We start from the raw sequence: 25,207 nt of genomic DNA on the forward strand, positions 1-25,207 counted from the left end.
GTCGCGCGGCAGGGCCGCGCTGACGTCGCGCACGAACCGACCGGTACCGCCCATGACGCGCACCCGCATGATCCTGGCGATGATCCTGACTTACATGATCTTCGCCATGCTGTTGAACTCCGTGGGCACGGTGATCCTGCAGTCCATCCAGGGCTTCGGCATCAGCAAGGCCGATGCGAGCCTGCTGGAAGCGTTCAAGGACCTGCCGATCGCGGTCACGTCGTTCCTGGTGGCCTCGTTCCTGCCGAGGCTGGGGTATCGTCGCGCGATGATGCTCGGCCTGTCGCTGGTCGCGCTCGCCTGCGCCGCAATGCCGCTGCTGCACGCGTTCTGGGCGACCAAGTTGCTGTTCACCACGGTCGGCGTGTCGTTCGCGCTGGTGAAGGTGTCGGTGTACTCCAGCATCGGCCTGCTGACCGAGGACGCGAAAGGACACGCCGCGTTGACCAGCACGGTCGAAGGCTGGTTCATGGTCGGCATCCTGGGCAGCGCGTGGCTGTTTGCTGCGTTCATCAATGCCGAGGTGCCGGGCGATCCGGTCTGGCTGGACGTCTATTGGGTGCTCGCCGCCCTGTGCGTGGCGGTGGTCGTCCTGCTGGCGACCTGCACGCTGGACGAACGCGCCGCGCAAGATGGACATGCGGCGGGCGAGTCCTTCGTCGACATGTTCCGCCTGCTGGCGTTGCCGCTGGTGGCGGTGTTCCTGGTGTCCGCGTTCCTCTACGTGCTGATGGAGCAGGCGATCAACACCTGGCTGCCGACGTTCAACCGCGAGATCCTGCACCTCCCCACCACGCTCAGCGTGCAGGCGGCCGGTATCTTCGCCGGGTCGCTGGCGCTGGGCCGGCTGTGCGGCGGCGTGCTGCTGCGGCGCGTGCCCTGGTTCTGGTTGCTGAGCGGGTGCGTGGTCGCGATGGCGGTGCTGGTGCTGGTGGCGCTGCCGCTGGCCGCGAACGTGCAGCCTCGCGAAGGCATGACGTGGTGGAACGCGCCGCTGGCCGCATATGTGTTCCCGCTGATCGGCCTGCTGATGGCCCCGATCTATCCGGCGATCAATTCGGTGGTGCTGAGCGCGCTGCCGAAGGCGCGGCATGCGGCGATGACGGGCTTGATCGTGGTGTTCTCGGCGCTCGGCGGCACCACCGGTTCATACATCACCGGACAGTTGTTCGCGCATTTCGACGGGTCGCGTGCGTTCTACCTGCTACTGGCGCCGATGGCGATGCTGCTGGTGTCGATGGCGCTGCTGCATCGCGCCGTGTCGCGGCGCGACCGGACGATGGCGCCGGCCTGAGGGCGCTCGCACCCGCGCGTCGCGGCGCTTGGCGTATCGTGTCGCCTCCTTTCGTGCGGGACCCGACATGAACGCGACCGGCGTGGCCCTGGCCCTCTTCATCGGCATGCTGTTGCCACTGCAGGCGTTGATCAACGCGTCGCTGGGCAAGCAGACGGCCGGCCCCTTGTTCGCCTCGCTGTGCTCGTTCCTGGTGGGCACCGGGGTGCTGCTGGCCTGGTGGTTGCTCACGCGGCCGGTGTTCGTGCCTGCGGCCTTGGCGAAGGTGCCGTGGTGGGCATGGATGGGGCGCGTGATCGGCGCCGTGTTCGTCGCATCGGCGACCTTGCTCGTGCCGCGGCTGGGGGCCGCGTCGTTGATCTGCCTGGTGGTAGCGGGGCAGCTGGTGGGCTCGGTGGTGCTGGATCACTTCGGCGTGCTGCATGCGCGACAGCCGGTCGATGCCGTGCGGGTGCTCGGCCTGCTGCTGGTCGTGGCCGGTGCCTTGCTGGTGGTGAGGCCCTGGCAGGCGACCGCATAGACCATGGACGAGGTGCTGACCGGACTGCCCCCTGTCGTGGCGCCCGATTGCCGTGTCTTGGTACTGGGGTCGATGCCGGGCGCGGCCTCGCTGCAGGCAGCGCGCTACTACGCCCATCCGCGCAACCGTTTCTGGCCGGTGATGGCGACGCTGGCCGGCGTGCCGACCGTGGCATCGTACGAAGAGCGCATCGCGGCGATGCAGCGCGCCGGCATCGGGCTGTGGGACGTGGTCGGGGAATGCCGACGCACCGGCAGCCTCGACAGCGCCATCGTGCGCGGCAGCGAACGACCGAACGCGATCGTGCCACTGATCGCCTCGCTGTCCGGGCTGCGCGCCATCGCGTTCAATGGCGCGACGGCGTCATCGCTGTTCCGCCGCCATGTGCAACCGCACTGGCCAGCGGCATCGCAACGCCGCGTGCAGAGCGTGGCGCTGCCATCGACCAGCCCGGCCCATGCCGCGATGGGACTGGCGGCATTGTGCGAGGCGTGGAGCGTGCTGACGCCGTGGCTGGCAGGCTCAGCCCAACGCGGGGCGGGACTGCGGCCGGACTCGTAGCCACACGGTCTGCACCGCGAGCACGACCGCGACGACGACCGCCACCACCGCGGCCGTGTCGCTGCCTGGCACGGTCCAGCCCGACTGCTTCACGTACACCGCCGCCAAGGCCCACAGCGCGGCCGCGGCAAACAGCAGGTTGCCGCGCATGCGATGGTTCGCCCACAACAGCAGCGCGGTCGCCAAAGCGAACAGCACCAGCGTCCATGGCAGCATGGCGTCGGTCGGCAGCAGCCGGTATGCCACGATCACCTGCGCGGTGTTGAGGAAGGCCGCCATCGACAGCCATCCCGCATGCAGCGACAGCGGCGCCCATGCCCACGCAGTGAGGCCCGGGGTGGTGGTGCGCGCGTCGGAAAGCGCCACCGCGCAGCGCAGCAGGCAGGCCAGCGCCCCCCAGATGATCAACAACGCCAGCCAGAACAGCTGTTGCGAGAACACCGGCATCCACACGGCGGTCAGCGCGAAGCCGCCCGCCGCCCACGGTCGCACACCGGCGAGAGGCGCCGTCGCCACCCGCCGCGAAAACGCCTGCCAGACGCCGAACACGACGTCCCACAGGAAGATCAGGCCCCAGATGGCGAAGGCGTAGCCGGCCGCCACGATGAGCGTCGGATATTGGTCCGAGATCGCACCATTGGTGGGGCCGAACGAACCCTGCTGTGACAGCCAGGACACGACGGGCATGGCGAGCGACAACAGCAGGACGAGCCAGCGCATGGGAACCTCCGGGAAGGGATGGGCGGCGATGCTAGGCGTGGGCCCGTGAACGCCGCATCCAGATACGTGCGAACGCGCATGTCTGATGAACAATGCGGGTGCGTATTGCGGGGTCGCGTGCTGCGTCGTCGTCCGACCAAAGGGATACCACTGCGCGCGCGACGGGGCGCAATGTCCCTCGGGGACAGCAATTAACACGAAGGAGTGGTTGGCGCATCGCGCCACTGCGGACACAATAGGGGTTCCCTTCTTCACGCCCGCACCGGAGTAACGCCATGTCCGACATCAAGGAAGCCAAAGTCCCCGATATCGGTGACTACGACGGCGTACCGGTGATCGAGATCCTGGTCGCCGTGGGCGACACGGTGAAGAAGGACCAGGGCCTGGTCACGCTGGAGTCGGACAAGGCGACCATGGAAGTGCCGTCGCCGTTCGCCGGCGTGGTGAAGGAGATCAAGGTCAAGCTGGGCGACGAGATCGCCGAAGGCGCCGTGGTGGCGCTGATCGAAACCAGCGAAGGCGCCGCCGAGGCCAAGCCCGCCGCCGCACCCGCACCGACCGCCACGGCTGAAACCGGCGCGAAGGTCGAACCGGTCGCCGTTTCGCCGACGCCGGACAAGATTGCCCAGCGCGAGATCGCCCAGGAGCGCGCCGCACCCGCCGCGGCGCCCGCTGCCTCGCGCGTGCTGGACGACAAGCCGGGCATCGATCCGGAAGCCTCGCCGCCGCGTACGCCCCCGGTCGAATTCAACGCCGACCGCGTGCTCCCCGAAAAGGTTGCCTACGCCAGCCCGGCCGTGCGCCTGTTCGCGCGCGAACTCGGCGTGGACCTCAACCAAGTCAGCGGCAGCGAGCGCGGTGGCCGCATCAGCAAGGAAGACGTGCAGAAGTACGTCAAGGGCGCGTTGGCCGGCGGCGTGTCGGCGCCTGCCGCTGCGGGTGCGCCGGCGGCTGCCGGTGGTGGCCTGAACCTGCTGCCGTGGCCTAAGGTCGACTTCAGCAAGTTCGGCGAGACCGAAGTCGTCGCGCTGTCGCGCATCAAGAAGATTTCCGGCGCCAACCTGGCCCGCAACTGGGCGATGATTCCGCACGTCACCCAGCATGACCACGCCGACATCACCGACCTGGAAGCGCTGCGCGTGGCGCTGAACAAGGAGAACGAAAAGGCCGGCATCAAGCTGACCATGCTCGCCTTCCTGATGAAGGCCAGCGTCTCGGCGCTGAAGAAGTTCCCCGACTTCAATGCCTCGCTCGATGCCAGTGGCGAGAACCTCACGCTGAAGAAGTATTTCCACGTCGGCTTCGCCGCCGATACGCCGAACGGCCTGGTCGTGCCGGTGATCCGCGACGTCGACAAGAAGGGCGTCAACGAGATCGCGCAGGAAAGCGGCGAACTGGCGAAGAAGGCGCGCGACGGCAAGCTCGGCCCGGCTGAAATGTCCGGCGGCTGCTTCTCCATCTCCTCGCTGGGCGGCATTGGCGGCGTGGCCTTCACGCCCATCGTCAACGCACCGGAAGTCGCCATCCTTGGCGTGTCCAAGTCGTCGATCCAGCCGGTGTGGGACGGCAAGCAGTTCCAGCCGCGCCTGATGCTGCCGTTGTCGCTGAGCTACGACCACCGCGTGATCGACGGCGCCGCCGCGGCGCGCTTCACCGCCTACCTCGCCCAGCTGCTCGGCGACATGCGCCGCGTGCTGCTCTGATCCGGGAGGCTTGAGACATGGCAAACACGATCGAAGTCAAAGTCCCCGACATCGGCGATTACAGCGATGTACCGGTCATCGAAATCCTGGTTGCCGTCGGCGACACGGTGAAGAAGGACCAGGGCCTGGTCACGCTGGAATCGGAGAAGGCCACGCTGGAAGTGCCCTCGTCGGCCGCAGGCGTGGTGAAGGAACTCAAGGTCAAGCTGGGCGACGCGCTGTCCGAAGGCAGCGTCGTGGCGGTGCTGGAAGCCGCAGGCGCCGCCGTCTCCGCACCCGCGCCGGCCGCACCTGCGGCCCCTGCGGCCCCTGCAACGCCGGCCCCGACGCCGGCTGCCGCGCCTGCGCCTGCTGCCCCGGTCGCAGCACCCGCTGCCTCCGGTGGCGGCGGCCTGATCGAAGCCAAGGTGCCCGACATCGGGGACTACGATGGCGTGCCGGTCATCGAGATCCTGGTCGCCGTCGGCGACACGGTGAAGAAGGACCAGGGCCTGGTCACGCTGGAATCGGACAAGGCGACGATGGAGGTCCCGTCGCCTGCGGCCGGTGTCATCAGAGAGATCAAGGTCAAGCTCGGCGATGAACTGGCCGAAGGCAGCCTCGTCGCGATCCTGGAAGGCGAGGGCGCTGCCGCGGCGCCGGCCAAGTCCGCTCCCGTCACGCCGTCGCCCGCCGCCCCTGCCGCACCGGCCACCTCGGCGCCGAAGCCGGCGCTTGGCACCGGCAAGACGGCCGACATCGAATGCCGCATCGTCGTGATCGGTTCGGGCCCTGGCGGCTACACGGCGGCGTTCCGCGCGGCGGACCTCGGTCTCGACACCGTGCTGATCGAGCGCTACGAAACCCTGGGCGGCGTCTGCCTCAACGTGGGCTGCATCCCGTCGAAGGCGCTGCTGCACGCGGCGGCGCTGATCGACGAGGCCTCGCATTCGGACGACATCGGCATCAGCTTCGGCAAGCCGAAGATCGATATCGACAAGCTCCGCAGCTTCAAGCAGGACAAGGTGGTCGGCCAGTTCACCAAGGGCCTGGCCGGCATGGCCAAGCAGCGCAAGGTGCGCACGGTGACCGGCGTGGCGAAGTTCGTCTCGCCGAACGAGCTCGAGATCGTCGGCAGCGATGGCAAGGCACAGCTGCTGCGCTTCGAGCAATGCATCATCGCCGCCGGTTCGCAGGCGGTGAAGCTGCCGAACTTCCCGTGGGACGATCCGCGCGTGATGGATTCCACCGATGCGCTGCAGCTGGCCGAGGTGCCGAAGAAGCTGCTCGTGGTCGGCGGCGGCATCATCGGCCTGGAAATGGCGACGGTGTACCGCGCGCTGGGCAGTGAAGTGACCGTGGTCGAGTTCATGGACCAGCTGATGCCGGGCGCCGACAAGGACCTGGTGAAGCCGCTGGCCGATCGCCTGAAGAAACAGGGCGTCATCGTTTACCTCAAGACCAAGGCCGCCAAGGTCGAGGCGTCGAAGAAGGGCATCACCGTCGGCTTCGAGAGCGCCACCGAAGGTCAGGCGCCGGAACTGGCGTCGGGCACGTTCGATCGCGTGCTGGTCGCGGTGGGCCGTTCGCCCAACGGCGGCAAGCTGGACGCAGAGAAGGCCGGCGTGACCGTCACCGACCGCGGCTTCATCCCGGTCGATGCGCAGATGCGCACCAACGTGCCGCACATCTTCGCCATCGGCGACCTGGTCGGCCAGCCGATGCTGGCGCACAAGGCGACGCACGAGGGCAAACTGGCGGCGGAAGTGGCCGCCGGCGAGAAGAAGGAGTGGGTGGCGCGCGTGATCCCGTCGGTGGCCTACACCGATCCGGAAATCGCCTGGGTCGGCGTGACCGAGACCGAAGCCAAGGCCAAGGGCCTGAAGATCGGCGTCGGCAAGTTCCCGTGGGTGGCGTCGGCGCGTGCGGTCGGCATCGGCCGCGGAGAGGGCTCCACCAAGCTCATCTTCGACGAGCACACCCATCGCATCATCGGCGCCGGCATCGTCGGCGTGCATGCAGGCGACCTGATCGGCGAACTGGCGCTGGCGATCGAGATGGGCGCGGAAGCCGGCGACATCGGCGCGACCATCCATCCGCACCCGACGCTCAGCGAATCCGTGGCGATGGCGGCCGAGGTCTACGAAGGCACCATCACCGACCTGTACATTCCGAAGAAGAAGTGATCCGCCTGCTCGCCCGAGTCTGTTTGGCGGGCGTCTTGTTGGCCGCCAGCGCTGCTGCGCTGGCGTGCCAGTGCGGTCCGGTGGGTTCGCGTGATCTCGACGATCTTGCCGCGCGAAATGCTTACGTGGCCTTGGTCCGGGTTTCCGCTGTCGAACTTGTGCGTGAATCCGCGTTGCGAAATTTTCTCGGCGACACTCCGTCATCAGCCAGGTTGTACGGAATGCCGTATCAGATCGGCGGGGTGGTTGCCCGCTACGTGCTAGTGGAGCAGATAAAGGGCAAGGCGCTCACCGCTATACCCCGATTGGAATACCCGTTGGGGAATAATTGTATGAGTGGTGTAGCGCCGGGAGATTTCCTGCTGCTGTTTTGGGATCGGCCCGGCACCGTGCTCGAACCCACCACATGCGAGCCGCGCATCGTCAATCTCGGAGAGTGGTTGGGCACCCGCCAGCTGATGTTGAAGGATCTTCGGGAAAACGCCGCCTCAGGTCGCTCCATGCATCCCTGTGACCTGGAGTCGGGGCTGTCGGTCGATGACGCGACATGTATCCAGCGCAGAAAGGAGTCCATGGCGTTGGATAAGTCGCTGGGCAACCCTTAGCCGGTCCGCACCGGCGTCGAACGCGTCAGACAGGCAACGGAACGGTTCTCGCGGCACGCCGCGCCTCGATCCGCTTCCATACCTTCTCGTGGAAGTGGAAAACGACGGTATTGCAGGCCGGTTCGATCAGCGCCAGCGCGCCGCCCACCAGCAGGCTGCCGGTGAACAGGTAGCCCAGGGTGAAGGCCACCGAGAAATGCAGGATCGCGAAGCTCAGGGTCTTGTTCACGGCGGGGCTCCAGATGAGAACAGGTCTCAAGTATGGGCGCCCCGCACGTGCCGTCCAATGAAACATTTCGCTGGGATCGATAAGCGAGATCTATCGATAGGGCCGGATCAGAACCGGAATGTCACGCCTGCCATGGGTCCGTGGACCTTGAACTGGCCGGTCAGCTTGCCGGTGACCTCGACGGTTCCGACACCGGACTCGGGCGGCGCCTCGAAGGATCCGCGATAGTCGTTGGCGAGCTTGAGGCGGAACCAGTCATAGCCGACGTGAATCCCCAGGCGCTCGGTGACCAGGTACTCGAGGATCAGGCCGCCGCGCTCGAAATGTCCGCGCTCCTCGACGAAGTCACCCCAGCGCGTGTCCAGGTACTGGGCCTGGGCCTCGATACGCAGTCGCTCGGTCGGCGCCCAGCTCACGCGGGTGTGCAGGTTCGGCGAGGTCCCGTCCTTCTTCCAGCGGAAAGACTCCCACTGCGGATCGATCTCGCCCGTGCCGGTGCTGGTACCGGTGCCGCGCGCCTCCAGCACCGCGTGGGTGACGCCGGCGCCAAGGCCCCACTGGAAGCGCGGGGTGTCGATGACCGCGAACTCGTAATTCAGGCTGGCCAGTTCGAAGCTCAGGCGGCCGTCGACGTCGATGGCGGGGATTTCGACCGGTTCGCCGGGAATCTCGACCTCGTCGAAAATGTTGCCGGGGTCGACCCAGTCGCCATCGAAGTTCCACGACTGGTTGCGACGGTAGTCGTAGTAGTTCAGGCGCAGCGACTGCCGCGGCGACATGGCGAAGGCAAGCTCGCCGCGCGGCCGCCAGCGGCCATCGGAATCGATGCCGCCCGCCGCCGCCAATTCCTCCGTGCGCTCGCCGTCGGTGGCGACGCCGGTACCGTCGAAGCGGATGTTGGCCTCGGGATTGAAGGCGGACAGGCGGACTTCGAAGCGGGCGTCGTCGCTGAAATCCTGCGCGGCGGCGGTGGTGGCGAGCAGCGCCAGCGGCAGGCAGGCGAGCAGGGAAACGAAGGCGGGGGTGTTGCGGGGGCAGGGCCGGTTCATGGGCGCTCCATGCGTCGAGGGGGAGCACTACCTTCATGGCCCACGGGTCGTCATCGGGTGAATTGGATGAACGTCACGCCCGGCGACGTCTTCCCGATGCCACAAAAAAGTGAAGCCCCGGGGGCAGCCGGGGCTTCGTGGAAGGCCTGTGGCGGAGCATCGGACGAGGAAGTTGAGCAGCAGGCCTTGCAAGGACTGACAGGGAGTTTCCGGCAAAGTTCCGGAGAATTCCCGGGAAAATTCTGAACAGGGGAAACGGTTACACGCAGGCGGCGCAAGGGCTGCGGGCGGCGTGTGCCCCTGAGGCCCGCTTTCTACCTTTGGCGGTTGTCCCGGAAATTGTCCCGCTGCTATACTTTTGCGGCTCGGCGAGGCGCTTTACCGCCTTGTACCCCGCCAATTCCGTAGGGCTTTCGTGTGCTGAATTCCGTCGCTACGGGCCGGCGGCTAGTGTTGCGCGCCGCTGTCTGGCAGACGGGCGCGGTGCTGCTGGTCGCGCTGCTGTTCCTGCTCCGGGGCGTGCCCCAGGCGGTCGCGGCGGCGGTTGGAGGGCTGGCGATCGTGGCCAGCGCGCTGCTGGCGGCCTGGATGGCCTTCGGTGGCGGCGTGCTCGGGGCCGTCTCGGCGGTGCTGAGGCTCGTCGCGGGCATGGTGGTGAAGTGGGTCGTGGTGATCGGCGTGCTGGTGGTTGGCGCGGGGCTGTACAAGCTGCCCCCGCTGCCTCTCCTGGCAGGCGTGATCACCGGACTGGTGGCACAGGTGCTGGTCGCGACCGGCAAGCAGCGATAACCCAACTAGAAAGGTTTCCGACTCATGGCGGGCGAGGCTCTTACTCCCACCAGCTACATCCAGCACCACCTGAAGAACCTCACGGCCCAAGTGGGTGGCGACGGTCCGTTCTGGACGATCAACGTCGACACCTTCGTGACCGCCGTGCTGATGGGGCTGCTGATCGTATTCGCGTTCTGGCTGGCGACCCGCAAGGCGACCGCCGGCGTGCCGGGCAAGTGGCAGGCCTTCGTCGAGATCATGCTCGAGTTCGTGGACAAGCAGGCCCGCGACACCTACCACGGGACCAGCAAGCTGGTGACGCCCATCGCGATCACCATCTTCTTCTGGATCCTGATGATGAACCTGCTGAAGATGATCCCGGCAGACTTCATCGCCAAGCCGCTCGAGCTGATGGGCGTGCATTACTGGAAGCCGGTGCCCACCGCCGACGTCAACGCCACCCTGGGCATGTCGATCAGCGTGTTCTTCCTGATGATCGTCTTCGCGCTGCGCTCCAAGGGCCTGGGCGGCTTCACCCACGAGTTCCTGACGGCGCCGTTCGGCAAGTGGATGATGCCGTTCAACCTGATCCTCAACATCGTCGAATGGGTCAGCAAGCCCATCTCGCTGGCGATGCGACTGTTCGGCAACATGTTCGGCGGCGAGATCGTCTTCCTGCTGATCTGGGTGCTGGGCGGCGCGGGCATCGTCGGCATGCTCGGCGGCGCAGCATTCGGCCTGGGCTGGATGCTGTTCCACCTGCTGGTCATCCCTCTGCAGGCCTTCATCTTCATGATGCTGTCGATCGTCTACCTGAGCTTGTCGGAAGACAGCCACTAACGTTTCCGCTTCACCGTTCCCTTCGTACCATCCACCTTTCAAGCACTTAGTTCCGGAGATCACCATGGAAAGCATCCTCACCAACCTCGCCCAGGTCCAGGCTTCGACCGCCCTCGCCATCGGCATCATGATCGGCCTGGCCGCGCTGGGCGCCGGCCTGGGTCTGGCCATCATGGCCGGCAAGTTCCTGGAATCGGCTGCCCGCCAGCCGGAGCTGATCCCGGTCCTGCAGGTGCGCATGTTCATCACCGCCGGCCTGATCGACGCCGCGTTCATCATCTCGGTCGCCGTGGGCCTGCTGTTCGCCTTCGCCAGCCCGTTCATCACGATCTTCACCGAACAGCTGGCCAAGCTGGCGGGCTGATCCGTCGCGTGCACGCCTGACCGCGCGCTCCGGCCCGCGGTCAGTCACCAGGCGTAGCTGGGCCGGCGCGATGTGCGCGGGCCCTTCATCACCGGCAGGTTTACGATGAATATCAATCTCACTCTGTTCGCCCAGGCGCTGGCCTTCGCCGGCCTGATCTGGATCATTGCGACCAAAATCTGGCCGCCGCTGCTCGCTGCCATCGAAGAACGCCAGCAGAAGATCGCCGAAGGCCTCGCCGCCGCCGACCGCAGCCAGAAGGATCTGGCGCAGGCGCAGGAAAAGGTCAACGAAGCGCTGAAGGACGCCCGCGTCAAGGCCAACGAGATCATCGACCAGGCCCACGCGCGCGCCAACCAGATCGTCGACGCGGCCAAGAACGAGGCGATCGCCGAAGCCAACCGCCAGAAGGAACTGGCCCAGGCCGAGATCGAGGCCGCCGCCACGCGTGCCCGCGAGGACCTGCGCAAGCAGGTGTCCGCACTGGCCGTCAGTGGTGCCGAGAAACTGTTGAAGCGCGAGATCGACGCCAACGCCCACAAGGCGCTGCTCGACGAACTCGCCGCCGAAATCTGATCCGGACGATCTGACCGATGAGCCAGGCCCTGACCGTCGCACGCCCCTACGCCCGCGCCGCCTTCGCGACGGCGCGCGACGAAGGCAACTTCGCCGCCTGGTCGCAGGCGCTGGGTTTTGCCGCGCATGCCGCGGCGGACCCGCGCGTGGCCGCGCTGCTGCCGAATCCGCAGCTGCTGCCGGCGGACGCCGTGTCGCTGCTGTCGCCGGACGGCGCCAGCGATGCGTTCACCCGCTTCCTGGGCATCCTGGCCGATGCGCGCCGCCTGCCGCAGTTGCCGGAGATTGCCGGCCTGTTCGAGGAGCTGCGCGCCGACGCCGAGCATGTCGTGAAGGCGAAGGTCACCTCCGCCACGGACCTGCCCGCCGGCGAACTCGACGTGATCAAGGCCGCCTTGAAGAAGCGCTTCGGTCGCGAGGTCGAGGTGGAGACGGCGGTCGACGCGTCGCTGATCGGCGGCGCCGTGATCGATGCCGGCAGCGTGGTGATCGACGGCTCGCTGAAAGGCAAGCTGGCGCGCCTGCAGTCGGCGCTGACGCACTGAATTCCCATTGAACCGCCGCGCGCAAGCGGGCACACAGGACTTACCCATGGCTACCACGCTCAACCCCTCTGAAATCAGCGACCTGATCAAGACCCGTATCGAGAAGGTCAAGCTGGCCGCGGAGTCGCGCAATGAAGGCACCGTCACCAGCGTGTCCGACGGCATCGTGCGCATCTTCGGCCTGGCCGACGTCATGCAGGGCGAAATGATCGAGCTGCCGAACAGCACGTTCGCGCTCGCGCTGAACCTGGAGCGCGATTCGGTCGGCGCCGTGGTCCTGGGCGACTACGAGCACCTGCGCGAAGGCGACGTGGCCAAGACCACCGGCCGCATCCTGGAAGTGCCGGTCGGTCCGGAAATGCTCGGCCGCGTCGTGAACGCGCTGGGCGAGCCGATCGACGGCAAGGGCCCGCTTGGCACCTCGCTGACCGCGCCGGTGGAGCGCGTCGCCCCGGGCGTGATCTGGCGCAAGTCGGTCGACCAGCCGGTGCAGACCGGTTACAAGTCGGTCGACGCGATGATCCCGATCGGCCGCGGCCAGCGCGAGCTGATCATCGGCGACCGCCAGACCGGCAAGACCGCGATGGCCATCGACGCCGTGATCAACCAGAAGGGCACCGGCATCAAGTGCGTGTACGTCGCGATCGGCCAGAAGGCTTCGACCGTGGCCAACATCGTGCGCAAGCTGGAAGAGAACGGCGCGCTGGCCCACACCGTGGTCGTCGCCGCCACCGCTTCCGAATCGGCCGCGATGCAGTACATCAGCGCCTACTCCGGCTGCACCATGGGCGAGTACTTCATGGACCGCGGCCAGGACGCCCTGATCGTGTACGACGACCTGTCCAAGCAGGCCGTCGCCTACCGCCAGATCTCGCTGCTGCTGAAGCGTCCGCCGGGCCGTGAAGCCTACCCGGGCGACGTGTTCTACCTGCACTCCCGCCTGCTCGAGCGCGCTGCCCGCGTGTCCGAGGAGTACGTCGAGAAGTTCACCGAAGGCAAGGTCACCGGCAAGACCGGTTCGCTGACCGCGCTGCCGATCATCGAAACGCAGGCCGGCGACGTGTCCGCGTTCGTGCCGACTAACGTGATCTCGATCACCGACGGCCAGATCTTCCTGGAAACCGACCTGTTCAACGCCGGCATCCGTCCTGCCGTGAACGCCGGCATCTCGGTGTCGCGCGTCGGTGGCGCCGCCCAGACCAAAATCATCAAGAAGCTGTCGGGCGGCATCCGCATCTCGCTCGCCCAGTACCGTGAGCTGGCCGCGTTCGCGCAGTTCGCCTCGGACCTGGACGAAGCCACCCGCAAGCAGCTGGAGCGTGGCCAGCGCGTCACCGAGCTGATGAAGCAGAAGCAGTACGCGCCGATGTCCATCGCCCTGCAGGCGCTGTCCATCTACGCCGTCAACGAGGGTTACCTGGACGACGTGCCGGTCAACAAGATCCTGGCGTTCGAAGATGCGCTGCACGCGCACTTCACCAACACCCAGGGCGCGCTGGTCGATACGGTCAACAGCACCGGCAACTGGAACGACGAGATCGAAGGCGCCTTCAAGAAGGGCATCGCCGAGTTCAAGCAGACCGGTACCTGGTAATTGCGTAGGGTGGGCCCCGGCCCACCGTTCGTAGGCAGGCGGATCGCAGGTCCGCCCGACGAAGACGAAACAAGCGAGCGAGACATGGCAGGCGGACGCGAAATCAAAACCAAGATCAAGAGCGTGCAGAACACCCGCAAGGTGACGCGCGCGCTCGAGATGGTCTCGGCCTCCAAGATCCGCAAGGCGCAGGACCGCATGAAGACCTCGCGCCCGTACGCGCGGGCGATGAAGCAGGTGATCGGCCACCTGGCCCAGGCCAATACCGACTACCAGCATCCCTTCATGGTGGAGCGCAAGGACGTCAAGCGCGTCGGCTTCATCATCGTGTCGTCCGACCGCGGCTTGGCCGGCGGCCTTAACAACAACCTGTTCCGCAAGATGCTCGGCGAGATCCGCCAGTGGAACGAGAAGGGCGTCGAGGTCGACGTGGTCACCATCGGCCAGAAGGCCTCGGTGTACTTCCGCCGGGTCAAGGTCAACATGCTGGCCAGCGTGTCCCACCTGGGCGATGCGCCCAAGCTGGACCAGCTGATCGGCGTGATCAAGGTGATGCTGGACGCCTACACCGAAGGCTCGCTGGACCGCGTGTTCGTCGTCTACAACGACTTCGTCAACACGATGACCCAGCGCGCGGCGTTCGACCAGCTGCTGCCGCTGCCCGCCGCGGAAACGCAGGTCGCGCACCACGACTGGGACTACATCTACGAACCCGATGCCGAGACCGTGCTCGACCACGTGATCACGCGCTACATCGAGTCGCTGGTGTACCAGGCCGTGCTGGAGAACATCGCGTCCGAGCATGCGGCGCGCATGGTGGCCATGAAGGCCGCCAGCGACAACGCCAACAAGCTCATCGGCACCCTGCAGCTGGTCTACAACAAGGCTCGCCAGGCGGCGATCACCCAGGAAATCTCCGAAATCGTCGGCGGCGCGGCGGCAGTCTGACGCGCGTAGTCACAAGAATTCATCTAGAGGAATGCAGCAATGAGTCAGGGCAAGATCGTTCAGATCATCGGCGCGGTGGTTGACGTCGAATTCGCGCGCAACGAAGTGCCGAAGGTGTACGACGCGCTGAAGGTGGAGAACACCGCCATCACGCTCGAAGTGCAGCAGCAGCTCGGCGACGGCGTCGTGCGCACCATCGCCCTCGGTTCCACCGACGGCCTGAAGCGCAACCTGGTCGCCGTGAACACCGACAAGGCCATCTCGGTGCCGGTCGGCGCGGGCACGCTGGGCCGCATCATGGACGTGCTGGGCAACCCGATCGACGAAGCCGGCCCGGTGCAGGCGTCGGATCATTGGGAAATCCACCGTTCGGCCCCGTCGTACGAGGACCAGTCCTCGGCCACCGACCTGCTGGAAACCGGCATCAAGGTCATCGACCTGATGTGCCCGTTCGCCAAGGGCGGCAAGGTCGGCCTGTTCGGCGGCGCCGGCGTCGGCAAGACCGTCAACATGATGGAACTGATCAACAACATCGCCAAGGCGCACTCGGGTCTGTCCGTGTTCGCCGGCGTGGGCGAGCGTACCCGCGAGGGCAACGACTTCTACCACGAGATGAAGGACTCCAACGTCCTCGACAAGGTGGCGATGGTGTACGGCCAGATGAACGAGCCGCCGGGCAACCGCCTGCGCGTCGCGCTGACGGGCCTGACCATGGCCGAGTACTTCCGCGACGAGAAGGACGCGTCCGGCAAGGGCAAGGACGTGCTGCTGTTCGTCGACAACATCTACCGCTACACGCTGGCCGGTACCGAAGTGTCGGCACTGCTCGGCCGCATGCCGTCGGCCGTGGGTTACCAGCCGACGCTGGCCGAGGAAATGGGCGTCCTGCAGGAGCGCATCACCTCGACCAAGACCGGTTCGATCACCTCGATCCAGGCCGTGTACGTGCCCGCGGACGACCTGACCGACCCGTCGCCGGCCACCACGTTCGCCCACTTGGACGCGACCGTCGTGCTGAGCCGCAACATCGCTTCGCTGGGTATCTACCCGGCCGTGGACCCGCTCGACTCGACCAGCCGCCAGCTGGACCCGAACGTCATCGGCCACGAGCACTACGACACCGCGCGCCGCGTGCAGTCGACGCTGCAGAAGTACAAGGAACTGAAGGACATCATCGCCATCCTCGGCATGGACGAACTGTCCGAAGAAGACAAGCAGGCCGTGTCGCGCGCCCGCAAGATCGAGCGCTTCTTCAGCCAGCCGTTCCACGTGGCCGAAGTGTTCACCGGCTCGCCGGGCAAGTACGTTTCGCTCAAGGACACGATCCGCGGGTTCAAGGCGATCGTCGACGGCGAGTACGACCACCTGCCGGAGCAGGCGTTCTACATGGTCGGCGGCATCGAAGAAGCGGTCGAGAAGGCCAAGAAGCTCGCCGAGAAGGCGTAAGCACGCAGGGTGGGCCCAGGCCCACCTTCGTGGCAACCGGCGGCGGCCCCAGGCCCGCCCTACACGGCAAAGAGAGTTCCATGAGCACCATCCGTTGCGACATCGTCAGCGCCGAGCAGGAAATCTTCCACGGTGAAGCCACCCTGGTCGTCGCCACCGGCGAGCTGGGCGAGCTCGGCATCGCGCCGAAGCACGCGCCGCTGATCACCCGCCTGAAGCCGGGCAAGGTGGTGGTGACGCTGGCCAGCGGCGAGCAGCTGGACTTCGCCATCTCCGGCGGCATCCTCGAGGTGCAGCCGCAGGTCGTGACCGTGCTGGCCGACACCGCCGTGCGCGCGACCGACATCGATGAGGCGCAGGTCCGCAAGGCCAAGGAAGAAGCCGAGCGCGTGTTGTCCCACAAGGACCCGAAGATGAGCGTGGAAGAAGCCCAGGCCCAGCTGGCCATGAGCATCGCCCAGCTCAGCGCGCTGGAGCGCCTGCGCAAGAACCTCAAGCACTGAGGTCCACCGCTTCCGCACCATCGACAACGCCGGCCTAGTGCCGGCGTTGTCGTTTCGTAGCGTGCGCCATGCGCACGATCTGGCGATACCGCCCGCGCCACGCCTTCCCCGGCGCACCGCGGACCAGCCACGGCATCGTGCGCATGGCGCACGCTACACGCGGTCGATCAACGATAGACCACGTGCCGCCAGAGGAAGAAGGCCACAAGGGCCAGCACGCCTTCCACCAGCGGTTTGGCCAGCCAGGCGTGCGCCAGGCCCAGCGACGTGGCCACCCAGGTCACCGCCAGCGTGCTCGCCACCGTCAGTGGCACCCACACCAGCAGGAACTTGGCGAAGCGCCACCAGCCCAGGCGTGCGGCACCCTCGCTCGCGAAGGTCACGCGTCCGTTCAACCAGAAGCCGAGCAGTGCGCCGCCCACGCGGCTGGCGAGATTCGCCGGCGCCGCCGCTACGCCGAGCGCGGTCAGCGCCACGAACAGGGCCCAGTCCACCAGCAGCTGCAGCGCGCCGATGATGAGGAAGCTGCCGCCCTGGCGAAGCAGGACGTGCCTGGAAGACGGAGAGGCCATGCAGCGATGGTAACCCCGGTCGCGCACCGCTTGCCGTGTAAGATGCCCGCGCCCGTCGTCGACCGGACCGTCGCCTTGCGCATCGCCGTACTGATTCCCTGCCACAACGAAGCGCCGACCGTGCAGAAGGTCGTCGCCGATTTCCGCGAGGCGCTGCCGGAGGCCGAGGTGTGGGTGTTCGACAACGCCAGCGCCGACGCCACCGCCCTGCTGGCGGCGCAGGCCGGAGCACAGGTGCGGCATGTACTTGCGAAGGGCAAGGGCAACGCGGTGCGGGCGATGTTCCGCGACGTCGATGCCGATATCTACGTGATGGCGGACGGCGACGATACCTATCCTGCATCCGCCGTGCGGTCGCTCATCGAGGATATTGCGGAGGGACGGGCCGACATGGTCGTGGGCACGCGGCTGGAGTCGCACGATCGTGCCTCTTTCCGTCGCTTCCACGGCATCGGAAACCGACTCGTGCGCGGCTGCATCAGCGCCCTGTTCGGCCACCCGGTCCGCGACGTGCTGTCCGGCTACCGCGTGTTCTCGCGTCGCTTCGTGAAGTCCATGCCGGTGCTTTCGCGCGGCTTCGAGATCGAGACCGAAATGACGGTGTTCGCACTGGCCAATGGCTTCGTGCTGTCCGAACGGGTCATCGAGTACGGCACGCGCCCCGATGGCAGTGAATCCAAGCTCGACACCTACCGCGACGGGATGCGGGTACTGAAGACGATCCTGTTCCTGTTCAAGGACATGCGGCCGCTGCTGTTCTTCGGCGTGCTGGCGGCGGCATGCATGGTATCCAGTCTTGGATTCGGCGCCATCGTCATCCATGAGTTCGCGCGCACGGGCCTGGTCACCCATCCATCAACCGCCGTGCTCGCGGTCGCATTCGCCTTGGTCGGGGTGGTGTCGATCGCGACCGGGCTGATCCTGGATACCGTCAACCGGCGAACGAACGAGATCCAGCGGCTGATCACCGACCAGGTGCTGTCGCAGCGCAGACCGTAGGCGTGGGCGTACCCCGTGCCAGCGGGCAGAGCGCAAGGTCCCCCAGGCTTGTCGACACGGGAAGACAGGGGCCCTGAGCGACCAGACCGTAGGCACCCAACGCCTCGTTCGCCGCTGGCGTGGAGGCCAAGCGAAGCAGGTAGACCGGTCCTTCATGCGACCGAACGCGTTGTTCGGCCGCCACCTGCAACCCCGTGCAGCGCGTCGGCGCCATGAAATTGTTGCGAATCGATACCGCGGCGATTCGCCGAGGCAGGTATGCGACGGTGTACGCCATCGGATCATCGTCCGCCAGCACCACGAGACTGTCGGCGGGCAGCGCCGGCATCCGTACCGACACCATGGGGGTGACGAAGGGCGAGCGACCCCAACTCGGTCGGTTGGTGGCTACGACCAGCAGAACGGCGAGCGCCACCATGGCAGGTCGTACATAGCGGGCTGGCAGCCGCGTCGATACGACGCCGAAGAGGGCGATGGAGCAGAGCAACTCCAGCGCGAACAGGTAGCGGTAGATGCCATAGAGCATTACCCACACGGCAAAGCTGACCAGCGCGAACGCGAGAAGGGCATGGGCGATCGGCATCGCGGCGGCGTCCCGCTGCCGTCCCCGCCACACCGATATCCACCACGCGCCAAGCGAGGCGAAGCCGAGCAGTACGCGGGGGTCGGCAAGCTTCCCTTCCGAGAAGCGGCTGCTGTCGGTCAGCAGATGGAACGGTACCAGCAGGGCATCGATGCCGTGCGGAATGAAACGGCCGTCCTTGTACGCCTGCGGCAGCGCGTCGACCGAACCGAACCAGTCATTGAAGTAGGGAAACAACGGGTTGCCATGCGCCTGCCAGAGGTGGAGTGCCCACGGCCCAGCCGTCAGTGCCGACCCGGCCAGGCCGCCGATCGCCAGCGCCAGGATGCGCAGCGGCAGCCCGCGCATCGGGCCACAGGCCAGGGCGGCCGCGATGAAGCCGATGCAGTACAGCGCGCCGGTGAGCTTCAGGCCCGCGCACGCGCCGGCCATCAGGCCCGCCGGCAGCCAGGTCGCCCATGCGTGGCGGCGTCCCTGCGAGTCCGCGATCCACCACAGCGCCGCCATCACGCCGGCCGCCACGACCGCATCATTGAACGTGGTACCGATGCTGGGCATCACCGCCGCTCCCGTGACGGCGGCCAGACCGGCCATCACGGTACGCGTGGCGCTGCGTCCCAGTGGCCACGCCAGGTCCAGCAGGCGCAGCGCGAAGAGGATCGCGATGAATGAAGGAAGTGCCAGCCACATCGATACGAGCCATCCGGGCAGACCCGCCTTCACCATCCAGGCGAAGGGAATATCGAGCGCCGGGTTGTGCCACGTCTGCAACTGCGCCGCCGCGATGTCATCGCCGAAGCGGCCGTCCAGCAGCGCGGATGGCGTATAGAGGTGGTAGTTGCGCAGGTCCCAGTTCGCGTCCTGCCCCTGCTTGAACAGCGCAAGCAGCACCAGCAGCAGTGCGACGACCCAGGCAAGCCGTCCGTCGCGGAGAGGGGTGGAGCGTATGTGCTGGGTCATGGGCAGGGTCGTGCGGGGACTGAGTTGATACCATCGCACCAAGGTCGAAGGCCGTCATCATCGTAATGGGAAACCACATGAAACCACTCCACGTCGTCATCCTCGCCGCCGGCGAAGGCAAGCGCATGAAGTCCGCGCTGCCGAAAGTGCTGCAGCCCATCGCCGGACGCCCGATGCTGGCGCACGTGATCGAGGCGGCGCGCGCGTTGTCGCCGGCCGGCGTGCATGTGGTCTACGGTCATGGCGGCGACCAGGTGCAGGCAGCCTTCGCCGACCAGCTGGACCTGCACTGGGCGCACCAGGCACAGCAGTTGGGCACCGGCCACGCCGTGGCCCAGGCGATGCCCGATGTCCCCGACGGCGCGCGCGTGCTGGTGCTGTACGGTGACGTGCCGCTGACGCGCAGCGAGACGCTGCAGCGCCTGCTCGATGCGCCCGGGCGGCTCGCGGTGCTGGTGGCCGAGCCGGTCGATCCGACGGGTTACGGACGCATCGTGCGCGACGAGGCGGGCCGCGTGGCCGCGATCGTCGAGCACAAGGACGCCGATGAGGAGCAGCGCCGCATCCGCACCATCAATACCGGCATCATCGCCGCCGACGGCAGTGCGTTGAAGGGGTGGCTGGCACGCCTGTCCAACGCTAACGCGCAGGGCGAGTACTACCTGACCGATGTCTTCGCGATGGCGGCGGAGGAATTCACCCCTGCGGAAATGGTGCTCGTGGGCGAGCCCATCGAGGCCGAAGGCGCGAACGATCCCTGGCAGCTGTCGCAGCTGGAGCGTGCCTACCAGGTTCGCGCTGCACGCGCGCTATGCGTGCAGGGTGCACGCCTGGTCGACCCGGCGCGCTTCGACCAGCGTGGCACGGTCACGGTGGGTCGCGACGTGCAGATCGACGTCGACGTGGTGCTGGAAGGCAAAGTCGAACTGGGCGATGGCGTCGTCATCGGCCCGTTCACGCGCCTGAAGGATGTTTCGCTCGCGGCCGGCACGCAGGTGCGCGCGCATTGCGACCTGGAAGGCGTCACCAGCGAAGGTGCCGCATTGATCGGCCCCTATGCGCGCCTGCGTCCCGGCACCGTGCTTGCCGATGGCGTGCACGTGGGCAACTTCGTCGAAACGAAGAACGCGCGCATCGGCGTGGGCAGCAAGGCGAACCATCTGACCTATCTCGGCGACACCGTCATCGGCACCGGCACCAACATCGGCGCCGGCACCATCACCTGCAACTACGATGGCGTGAACAAGTCCACCACGACGATCGGCGATCGCGTCTTCGTCGGTTCGAACTCCTCGCTGGTCGCGCCGGTGACGCTGGCGGATGGCGCCACCATCGGTGCGGGCTCCGTGATCTCGAAGAATGCGCCGGCCGACACGTTGACGGTGGCGCGTGCGCGCCAGGTCAGCATCGAAGGTTGGCATCGACCGGTGAAGAAGCCGAAGTGACGTAGGGCGGGCTCAAGCCCGCCATGGGTGGGGCATTCGGACGAAAGCCCGTTGAATCGGCATCGCGGCGGCCAGCCCTCACCCCTTGCCCTCTCCCGGAGGGAGAGGGGGAGTCGGTGCCATGCTGGTCCGGCTTCGGGTGCGGACGAGTGGATTCGGTGTCCGGGCTTTGGACAGATCAGTTTTCCGGCAACTGGATCGACACGCACAACCCGCCGCCGTCGCGGTTGTGCAGCGACAGCCGGCCGCCGTGCGCTTCGATGATCTCTCGGGTCAGCGCCAGGCCCAGGCCGGTGCCGTTGCGCTTGGTCGAATAGAACGGCACCAGCGCGTTCTGCAGCACGGCGTCGTTCATGCCGGTGCCGCGGTCCATCACCTCGATGCGCAGCCAGTCGGGCAGCCGCGTCAACCGCACGGACACGCCGTCGGCGGTCGTGCCGGATTCGTGCGCGTTCTTCAGCAGGTTGAGCAGCGCCTGCTCGAGCTGCGCGACGTCGATGCGGCCGTCGATCTCGGTTTCGGTCATCAGCAGTTCGAAACCGATCTGGCGCTGCAGGCCTTCGAAGAAGGCGCGCCAGTGCACTGTCTGCAGTTGCGGCGAGGGCAGCTTGGCGAAGCGCGCATAGCCGCGGATGAAGCCCTCCAGGTGGCGTGCGCGTTCTTCGATCGTGCCGAACACCTCCTCCAGGCGCTCGTATCGTTCACGGCGCACCAGCTCGGCACCGGAATGCGCGAGCGAGGCCACCGGCGCCAGCGAGTTGTTGAGCTCGTGGCTGATCACGCGGATGACCTTCTTCCAGGTCATCACCTCCTGGCGGCGCAGTTCGCTGGTCAGCAGGCGGAGCAGCAGCAGTTCGTGCGGGCGTCCATTGAGACGGAAAGTGCGGCGGGCGAGGTGGTACACCTGTTCCTCGCCGTCCTCTTCCTCGCTGCCGATGGCGAACAGGCTGTCACCGCCCCGGCCCAGTGCTTCGCGCATCTCGACCGGTGCCGCGGCGATCAGCGTGTCGTAGTCCTGTCCCTCGAGCTTCCAGCCGCTGTGCAGGAGCTTGCGGGCCGCGACGTTGGCGAAGATCACCCGACGCACCGCATCGCCTCCCGGGGCGATCAGCAGCATGGCGACGGGCGTGTTCTGCACCATGGTGTCCAGCAGCAGTTCGCGCTGCACCAGGCTCAGGCGCTGTTCCCGCAGTACCTCACCGAGTGCCGCGTGCGACCGCACCAGTTCGGCGAGTTCATCGTTGCCGCGCCAGTGGATGCCGAAGTTGTACTCGGCGTCGCGATAACTGTTGACGCTTCCGGCCAGGGCGCGGAACAGCGAATACGTGCTGCGCAGGCCGCGGCGTATCGCCCACATCGCCAGCGGCAGCACGATGATCGCGGACGCCAGTACGGCGACGACGTCGTCGCCGATCCAGTGCGACAGCAGCACCGGCAGCACCACGGCCAGTGCCAGCAGCGGCAGCAGCCAGGACAGGATGCGGCCGGCGAGCGAGCGACGCATCATGGGGCCTTGATGCCGAAGCGTTCCATGCGCCGGTACAGGGCCTGCCGGCTCATGCCGAGGTCCGCCGCCGCCTGTGCGATGACACCACCGGCGCGCGCGATGGCGGCTTCGATATCGGTACGCTCGGGTTCGGCGGCGACCGCGGTGCGCACCGGCGCCGGTCGCGGCAGGTTGAGATCGGTGGCTTCGATGCGCTCGCCCATCGCCAGCAGGCCGGCGCGCTGGATGACGTTGCGCAACTCGCGCACGTTGCCGGGCCATGCGTGGCGCAGCAACGCGGCGCGTGCGCTCTCGCCCAGTGGCTTGTCGGCGGGCCGGAAACGCTCGGCCAGCGGCAGGATGTCGCCGGGACGCTCGGCCAGCGGCGGCAGCGCGAGCTCGATCGCATTGAGGCGGTAGTAGAGATCTTCGCGGAAGCCGCCCTCGCGGATCATCGCGGGCAGGTCGGCATTGGTCGCGCTGATCACGCGCACGGTGACGTGGCGCTCGCGGTTGGAACCCAGCCGTTCGAAGCGGCCCGTCTCCAGCACGCGCAGCAGCTTCATCTGGCCGGTGAGCGGCAGGTTGCCGATCTCGTCCAGGAACAGCGTGCCGCCGTCGGCGGCTTCGAACTTGCCCTCGCGAGCCTTGTTGGCGCCGGTGTAGGCGCCGGCGTCGGCGCCGAAAAGCTCCGCTTCGATCAGCTCCGACGGCAGTGCGCCGCAGTTGAGCGTGACGAACGGGCCGGACTTCACGCTGGAATTGGCCTGGATGATCTCCGCGATCTTCTCCTTGCCCGCGCCATTCGGCCCGGTGATCAGCACCGGCAGGTCGGAGCGCGCGACTTGGCAGGCGAGCGCGACCACGCGCTCGCTGGCGGGATCCTCGAACACCAGGTTGCGCAGGTCGTACCGGCTGGACAGCTGGTCGCGGCCGCGCCGTTCGCGGCTGCGGCGGCGCTCCAGTTCGGTGCGCGCTTCGGCCAGTTCCAGCAGCGTGTTGACCGTGGCCAACAGCTTGCGGTCGTCCCAGGGTTTGGCGACGTAGTCGGCTGCGCCGGCCTTCACCAGGTTCACCGCGACTTCCAAGTGCGTCCATGCGGTCAGCAGGATCACCGGCATGTCTGGCCACTGCATGCGGATGTCGGCGAACAGCTGTTCGCCCTCCGCGCCGGAGGTGGTGTCCTGGGTGAAGTTCATGTCCTGGATGACCAAGTCGACCTGCTGCTCGCGCAGCACCGCCAGCCCCGCGTCCGGCGATTCCGCGTGCAGCGTGTCGATGTCGTGCAGGGAGAACAGGACTTCCAGCGCCGTACTGACGGCGAGGTTGTCGTCGATGACGAGGATGGTGGGCATGGTGTGGCGGACCGGGGCTTGAGGCGGGTAGCACGTAGCGAGGAGGGAGTGGAGCGTAACGAGGAACGAGGAACGAGGGGCGTTGCGTCCTCTCGCTCCCCGTTCCTTCGCACGCGCTCCCTGCGCCCGGTCGAGTTTACGCGGTACGCGTGGCGACCGCCGGCGGCACCGAGGCCGCCTTGCGTGCGGGGCCGTAGACCGCCACCTGGCCCAGCAACCACAGCAGCACGGCGCCGACGGGCAGGTACAGCAGCGGCAGGCGGGGCAGCTCGTACTTGCCCATCAGCAGCTGGTTGATGCCGTAGGCCAGGATCATGCCGATGACGATGCCGATGGTCGCCAGCAGGAAGTTCTCGGTCAGGAAGTAGCGCAGGATCTGGCCCTTCGTGGCGCCCAGCGCCCGGCGGATGCCGATCTGCTTGGTGCGCTGCTGCACCCAGAAGCTGGCCAGCCCGACGATGCCCAGCGCGGTGACGACCAGCAGCGAGATGATCACGGTGATGAGCAGCCAGGCCATCGCGCGATCGCCGCGGTAGTAGTTGTGCTTGATGTCTTCGAACGTCCCGTCTCGCAGCACCAGGCGGCGGGCACTGTTCTTCTCCAGCGCCGCCAACGCGGCCTTTATCACCTCGGTGCGGCGTTCCGGTGCGGTACGCAGCACGAACGTTCCCATGGTCAGGTCCTTCGCGGGCAGGATCATGGTGAAGCCGCCTTCGGCCGGCCCGCCGTTGTCGTTGGTGCGGATCAGCCGATCGACCACGCCGACCACGCGGTGCGGCGCGTTGTCGGTATTCCATGAGTAGATGTTCTTGCCGACGGCACTCTCGCCGGGAAACAGTTTGTTCGCCAGCTCCCGGCTGAGGATCACGGCCGGCATCACGAACTTGGCGTTCTGCTTGTTGATCTCGGTCCAGCTGACGTATTCGTCCGCGTTGAAGTCGCGGCCTTCCACCAGCTTCAGGCCGAGCGTCTCGACGACCGCATCGCCAAGATAGATGTTCGCCTGCGCACTGGGACGCTCCTGTTCGGGCGCGAGCTGGATGGAGCTGTTCCACGACGAGTTGTCGAACGGCACATGGTTGATGCTGCCGGCGGCCTTGACGCCCGGCAGGGCGCGCAGGCTGGCGACGTCCTGCCTGACCAGCGCATCGGCATTGGGATCTTCGCCGAGGTTGCCCATGCTGATCCGCACGATCTCCTCGTTCGCCAGTCCGGTGGGGCGATCGATGCGCTCCAGCCGCTGGGTGATCAGGAAGACCGCGTTGCAGATGATGGCGCACGACAGCGCCACTTCCAGCACGATCAGGGCGGCGGCCGTCTTGTGGCGGGCCAGGGTGGAAAGGATGGGGCGGATGTCCATGACGTGCCTCTTGG

General features: G+C 66.9%; 26 protein-coding genes. 18 read left to right on the forward strand and 8 right to left on the reverse strand.

Translation table 11 applies throughout. The annotated features are described in order from the left end of the window. Positions 1–52 precede the first annotated feature (52 nt). From Q0907_RS13750 to Q0907_RS13760, 3 genes are all read left to right on the forward strand, one after another. Positions 53–1,294: an MFS transporter gene (locus Q0907_RS13750; RefSeq protein ID WP_299345709.1), complete on the forward strand. Its 1,242-nt coding sequence runs from the start codon at positions 53–55 to the stop codon at positions 1,292–1,294. A gap of 67 nt (positions 1,295–1,361) precedes the next feature. Beyond that, positions 1,362–1,814 carry a DMT family transporter gene (locus Q0907_RS13755; RefSeq protein WP_299345712.1) on the forward strand — a complete coding sequence of 151 codons (453 nt, stop codon included), beginning with the start codon at positions 1,362–1,364 and terminating at the stop codon, positions 1,812–1,814. A 3-nt stretch (positions 1,815–1,817) separates the two neighbouring features. After that, entirely contained in the window at positions 1,818–2,375 is a 558-nt protein-coding gene (locus Q0907_RS13760; RefSeq protein ID WP_299345714.1) for a DNA-deoxyinosine glycosylase, read from the forward strand. Here the strand turns inward: Q0907_RS13760 and Q0907_RS13765 are convergent. Beyond that, positions 2,337–3,095, reverse strand: coding sequence for a hypothetical protein (locus Q0907_RS13765; RefSeq protein WP_299345717.1), 759 nt, complete (start codon positions 3,093–3,095; stop codon positions 2,337–2,339). The two genes, Q0907_RS13760 and Q0907_RS13765, sit on opposite strands and share 39 nt — an antisense overlap. Before the next feature lie 275 nt (positions 3,096–3,370). Between Q0907_RS13765 and Q0907_RS13770 the strand changes: the two genes are divergently transcribed. Genes Q0907_RS13770 through Q0907_RS13780 form a run of 3 tightly spaced genes read left to right on the forward strand, consistent with a single transcriptional unit; the run spans position 3,371 to position 7,568 of the window. Next, positions 3,371–4,798, forward strand: a complete 1,428-nt coding sequence (locus Q0907_RS13770; protein ID WP_296278986.1) for a dihydrolipoyllysine-residue acetyltransferase — start codon at positions 3,371–3,373, stop codon at positions 4,796–4,798. 17 nt (positions 4,799–4,815) lie between these two features. Next, positions 4,816–6,963, forward strand: coding sequence for a dihydrolipoyl dehydrogenase (gene lpdA / locus Q0907_RS13775; RefSeq protein WP_299345720.1), 2,148 nt, complete (start codon positions 4,816–4,818; stop codon positions 6,961–6,963). After that, positions 6,960–7,568, forward strand: a complete 609-nt coding sequence (locus tag Q0907_RS13780) for a hypothetical protein (protein WP_299345722.1) — start codon at positions 6,960–6,962, stop codon at positions 7,566–7,568. The genes lpdA and Q0907_RS13780 overlap by 4 nt, the downstream gene beginning before the upstream one ends. Before the next feature lie 25 nt (positions 7,569–7,593). Here the strand turns inward: Q0907_RS13780 and Q0907_RS13785 are convergent, their stop codons facing one another. Beyond that, positions 7,594–7,797 carry a DUF2061 domain-containing protein gene (locus tag Q0907_RS13785; RefSeq protein WP_299345725.1) on the reverse strand — a complete coding sequence of 68 codons (204 nt, stop codon included), beginning with the start codon at positions 7,795–7,797 and terminating at the stop codon, positions 7,594–7,596. Positions 7,798–7,904: 107 nt separating this feature from the next. Next, complete coding sequence (locus Q0907_RS13790) at positions 7,905–8,846, reverse strand: hypothetical protein (protein WP_299345728.1); 942 nt, start codon at positions 8,844–8,846, stop codon at positions 7,905–7,907. Positions 8,847–8,912: 66 nt separating this feature from the next. On the opposite strand from Q0907_RS13790, the gene Q0907_RS13795 reads away from it, so the two are divergent. The 10 genes from Q0907_RS13795 (at position 8,913) to Q0907_RS13840 (ending at position 16,433) form a co-directional block, all read left to right on the forward strand. After that, a complete protein-coding gene (locus Q0907_RS13795; RefSeq protein WP_299345730.1) occupies positions 8,913–9,092 on the forward strand; it encodes a hypothetical protein in 180 nt (59 codons plus the stop codon). Between the two features lie 171 nt (positions 9,093–9,263). Next, on the forward strand, positions 9,264–9,635 hold the full coding sequence (locus tag Q0907_RS13800) for a hypothetical protein (RefSeq protein WP_299345733.1): 372 nt from the start codon (positions 9,264–9,266) through the stop codon (positions 9,633–9,635). Positions 9,636–9,659: 24 nt separating this feature from the next. After that, positions 9,660–10,457 (forward strand): F0F1 ATP synthase subunit A, encoded by a 798-nt coding sequence (gene atpB / locus Q0907_RS13805; protein ID WP_299345736.1) that lies wholly within the window; start codon positions 9,660–9,662, stop codon positions 10,455–10,457. A 64-nt stretch (positions 10,458–10,521) separates the two neighbouring features. Continuing rightward, positions 10,522–10,821, forward strand: coding sequence for a F0F1 ATP synthase subunit C (gene atpE / locus Q0907_RS13810; RefSeq protein WP_055939490.1), 300 nt, complete (start codon positions 10,522–10,524; stop codon positions 10,819–10,821). 105 nt (positions 10,822–10,926) lie between these two features. Further along, a complete protein-coding gene (locus Q0907_RS13815; RefSeq protein WP_299345739.1) occupies positions 10,927–11,397 on the forward strand; it encodes a F0F1 ATP synthase subunit B in 471 nt (156 codons plus the stop codon). 17 nt (positions 11,398–11,414) lie between these two features. Next, positions 11,415–11,942, forward strand: a complete 528-nt coding sequence (locus Q0907_RS13820; protein WP_299345742.1) for a F0F1 ATP synthase subunit delta — start codon at positions 11,415–11,417, stop codon at positions 11,940–11,942. Positions 11,943–11,988: 46 nt separating this feature from the next. After that, a complete protein-coding gene (gene atpA / locus Q0907_RS13825; RefSeq protein WP_296281474.1) occupies positions 11,989–13,536 on the forward strand; it encodes a F0F1 ATP synthase subunit alpha in 1,548 nt (515 codons plus the stop codon). A gap of 84 nt (positions 13,537–13,620) precedes the next feature. Beyond that, positions 13,621–14,484, forward strand: coding sequence for a F0F1 ATP synthase subunit gamma (atpG, locus tag Q0907_RS13830; protein ID WP_093489856.1), 864 nt, complete (start codon positions 13,621–13,623; stop codon positions 14,482–14,484). A gap of 39 nt (positions 14,485–14,523) precedes the next feature. Further along, the gene (atpD, locus tag Q0907_RS13835) at positions 14,524–15,930 is read left to right on the forward strand and encodes a F0F1 ATP synthase subunit beta (protein WP_299345745.1); all 1,407 of its coding nucleotides are present in this window, start codon (positions 14,524–14,526) and stop codon (positions 15,928–15,930) included. An 80-nt stretch (positions 15,931–16,010) separates the two neighbouring features. Next, a complete protein-coding gene (locus Q0907_RS13840; RefSeq protein ID WP_093489858.1) occupies positions 16,011–16,433 on the forward strand; it encodes a F0F1 ATP synthase subunit epsilon in 423 nt (140 codons plus the stop codon). Between the two features lie 167 nt (positions 16,434–16,600). Here Q0907_RS13840 and Q0907_RS13845 read toward each other — a convergent pair whose 3' ends face one another. Beyond that, entirely contained in the window at positions 16,601–17,005 is a 405-nt protein-coding gene (locus Q0907_RS13845) for a GtrA family protein (RefSeq protein WP_299345748.1), read from the reverse strand. A 42-nt stretch (positions 17,006–17,047) separates the two neighbouring features. Here Q0907_RS13845 and Q0907_RS13850 point away from each other — a divergent pair, with 42 nt between their 5' ends. Beyond that, positions 17,048–18,004, forward strand: a complete 957-nt coding sequence (locus Q0907_RS13850) for a glycosyltransferase family 2 protein (RefSeq protein WP_299345751.1) — start codon at positions 17,048–17,050, stop codon at positions 18,002–18,004. Here the strand turns inward: Q0907_RS13850 and Q0907_RS13855 are convergent. Beyond that, entirely contained in the window at positions 17,970–19,547 is a 1,578-nt protein-coding gene (locus Q0907_RS13855; protein WP_299345754.1) for a glycosyltransferase 87 family protein, read from the reverse strand. The two genes, Q0907_RS13850 and Q0907_RS13855, sit on opposite strands and share 35 nt — an antisense overlap. Before the next feature lie 77 nt (positions 19,548–19,624). On the opposite strand from Q0907_RS13855, the gene glmU reads away from it, so the two are divergent. Further along, positions 19,625–20,992, forward strand: coding sequence for a bifunctional UDP-N-acetylglucosamine diphosphorylase/glucosamine-1-phosphate N-acetyltransferase GlmU (gene glmU / locus Q0907_RS13860; protein ID WP_299345757.1), 1,368 nt, complete (start codon positions 19,625–19,627; stop codon positions 20,990–20,992). 178 nt (positions 20,993–21,170) lie between these two features. Here the strand turns inward: glmU and Q0907_RS13865 are convergent, their stop codons facing one another. From Q0907_RS13865 to Q0907_RS13875, 3 genes are all read right to left on the reverse strand, one after another. Next, entirely contained in the window at positions 21,171–22,499 is a 1,329-nt protein-coding gene (locus tag Q0907_RS13865) for a HAMP domain-containing sensor histidine kinase (protein WP_343229820.1), read from the reverse strand. Next, the gene (locus Q0907_RS13870; protein ID WP_299345760.1) at positions 22,496–23,833 is read right to left on the reverse strand and encodes a sigma-54 dependent transcriptional regulator; all 1,338 of its coding nucleotides are present in this window, start codon (positions 23,831–23,833) and stop codon (positions 22,496–22,498) included. Before Q0907_RS13870 ends, Q0907_RS13865 begins: the two co-directional genes overlap by 4 nt. A 136-nt stretch (positions 23,834–23,969) precedes the next feature. Continuing rightward, on the reverse strand, positions 23,970–25,193 hold the full coding sequence (locus Q0907_RS13875; RefSeq protein ID WP_296281487.1) for an FtsX-like permease family protein: 1,224 nt from the start codon (positions 25,191–25,193) through the stop codon (positions 23,970–23,972). Between the last annotated feature and the right edge of the window lie 14 nt (positions 25,194–25,207).

Origin of the sequence: uncultured Pseudoxanthomonas sp. (genome assembly GCF_947498795.1) — a bacterium.
In the GTDB taxonomy this organism is placed as follows: Bacteria; Pseudomonadota; Gammaproteobacteria; order Xanthomonadales; family Xanthomonadaceae; genus Pseudoxanthomonas_A.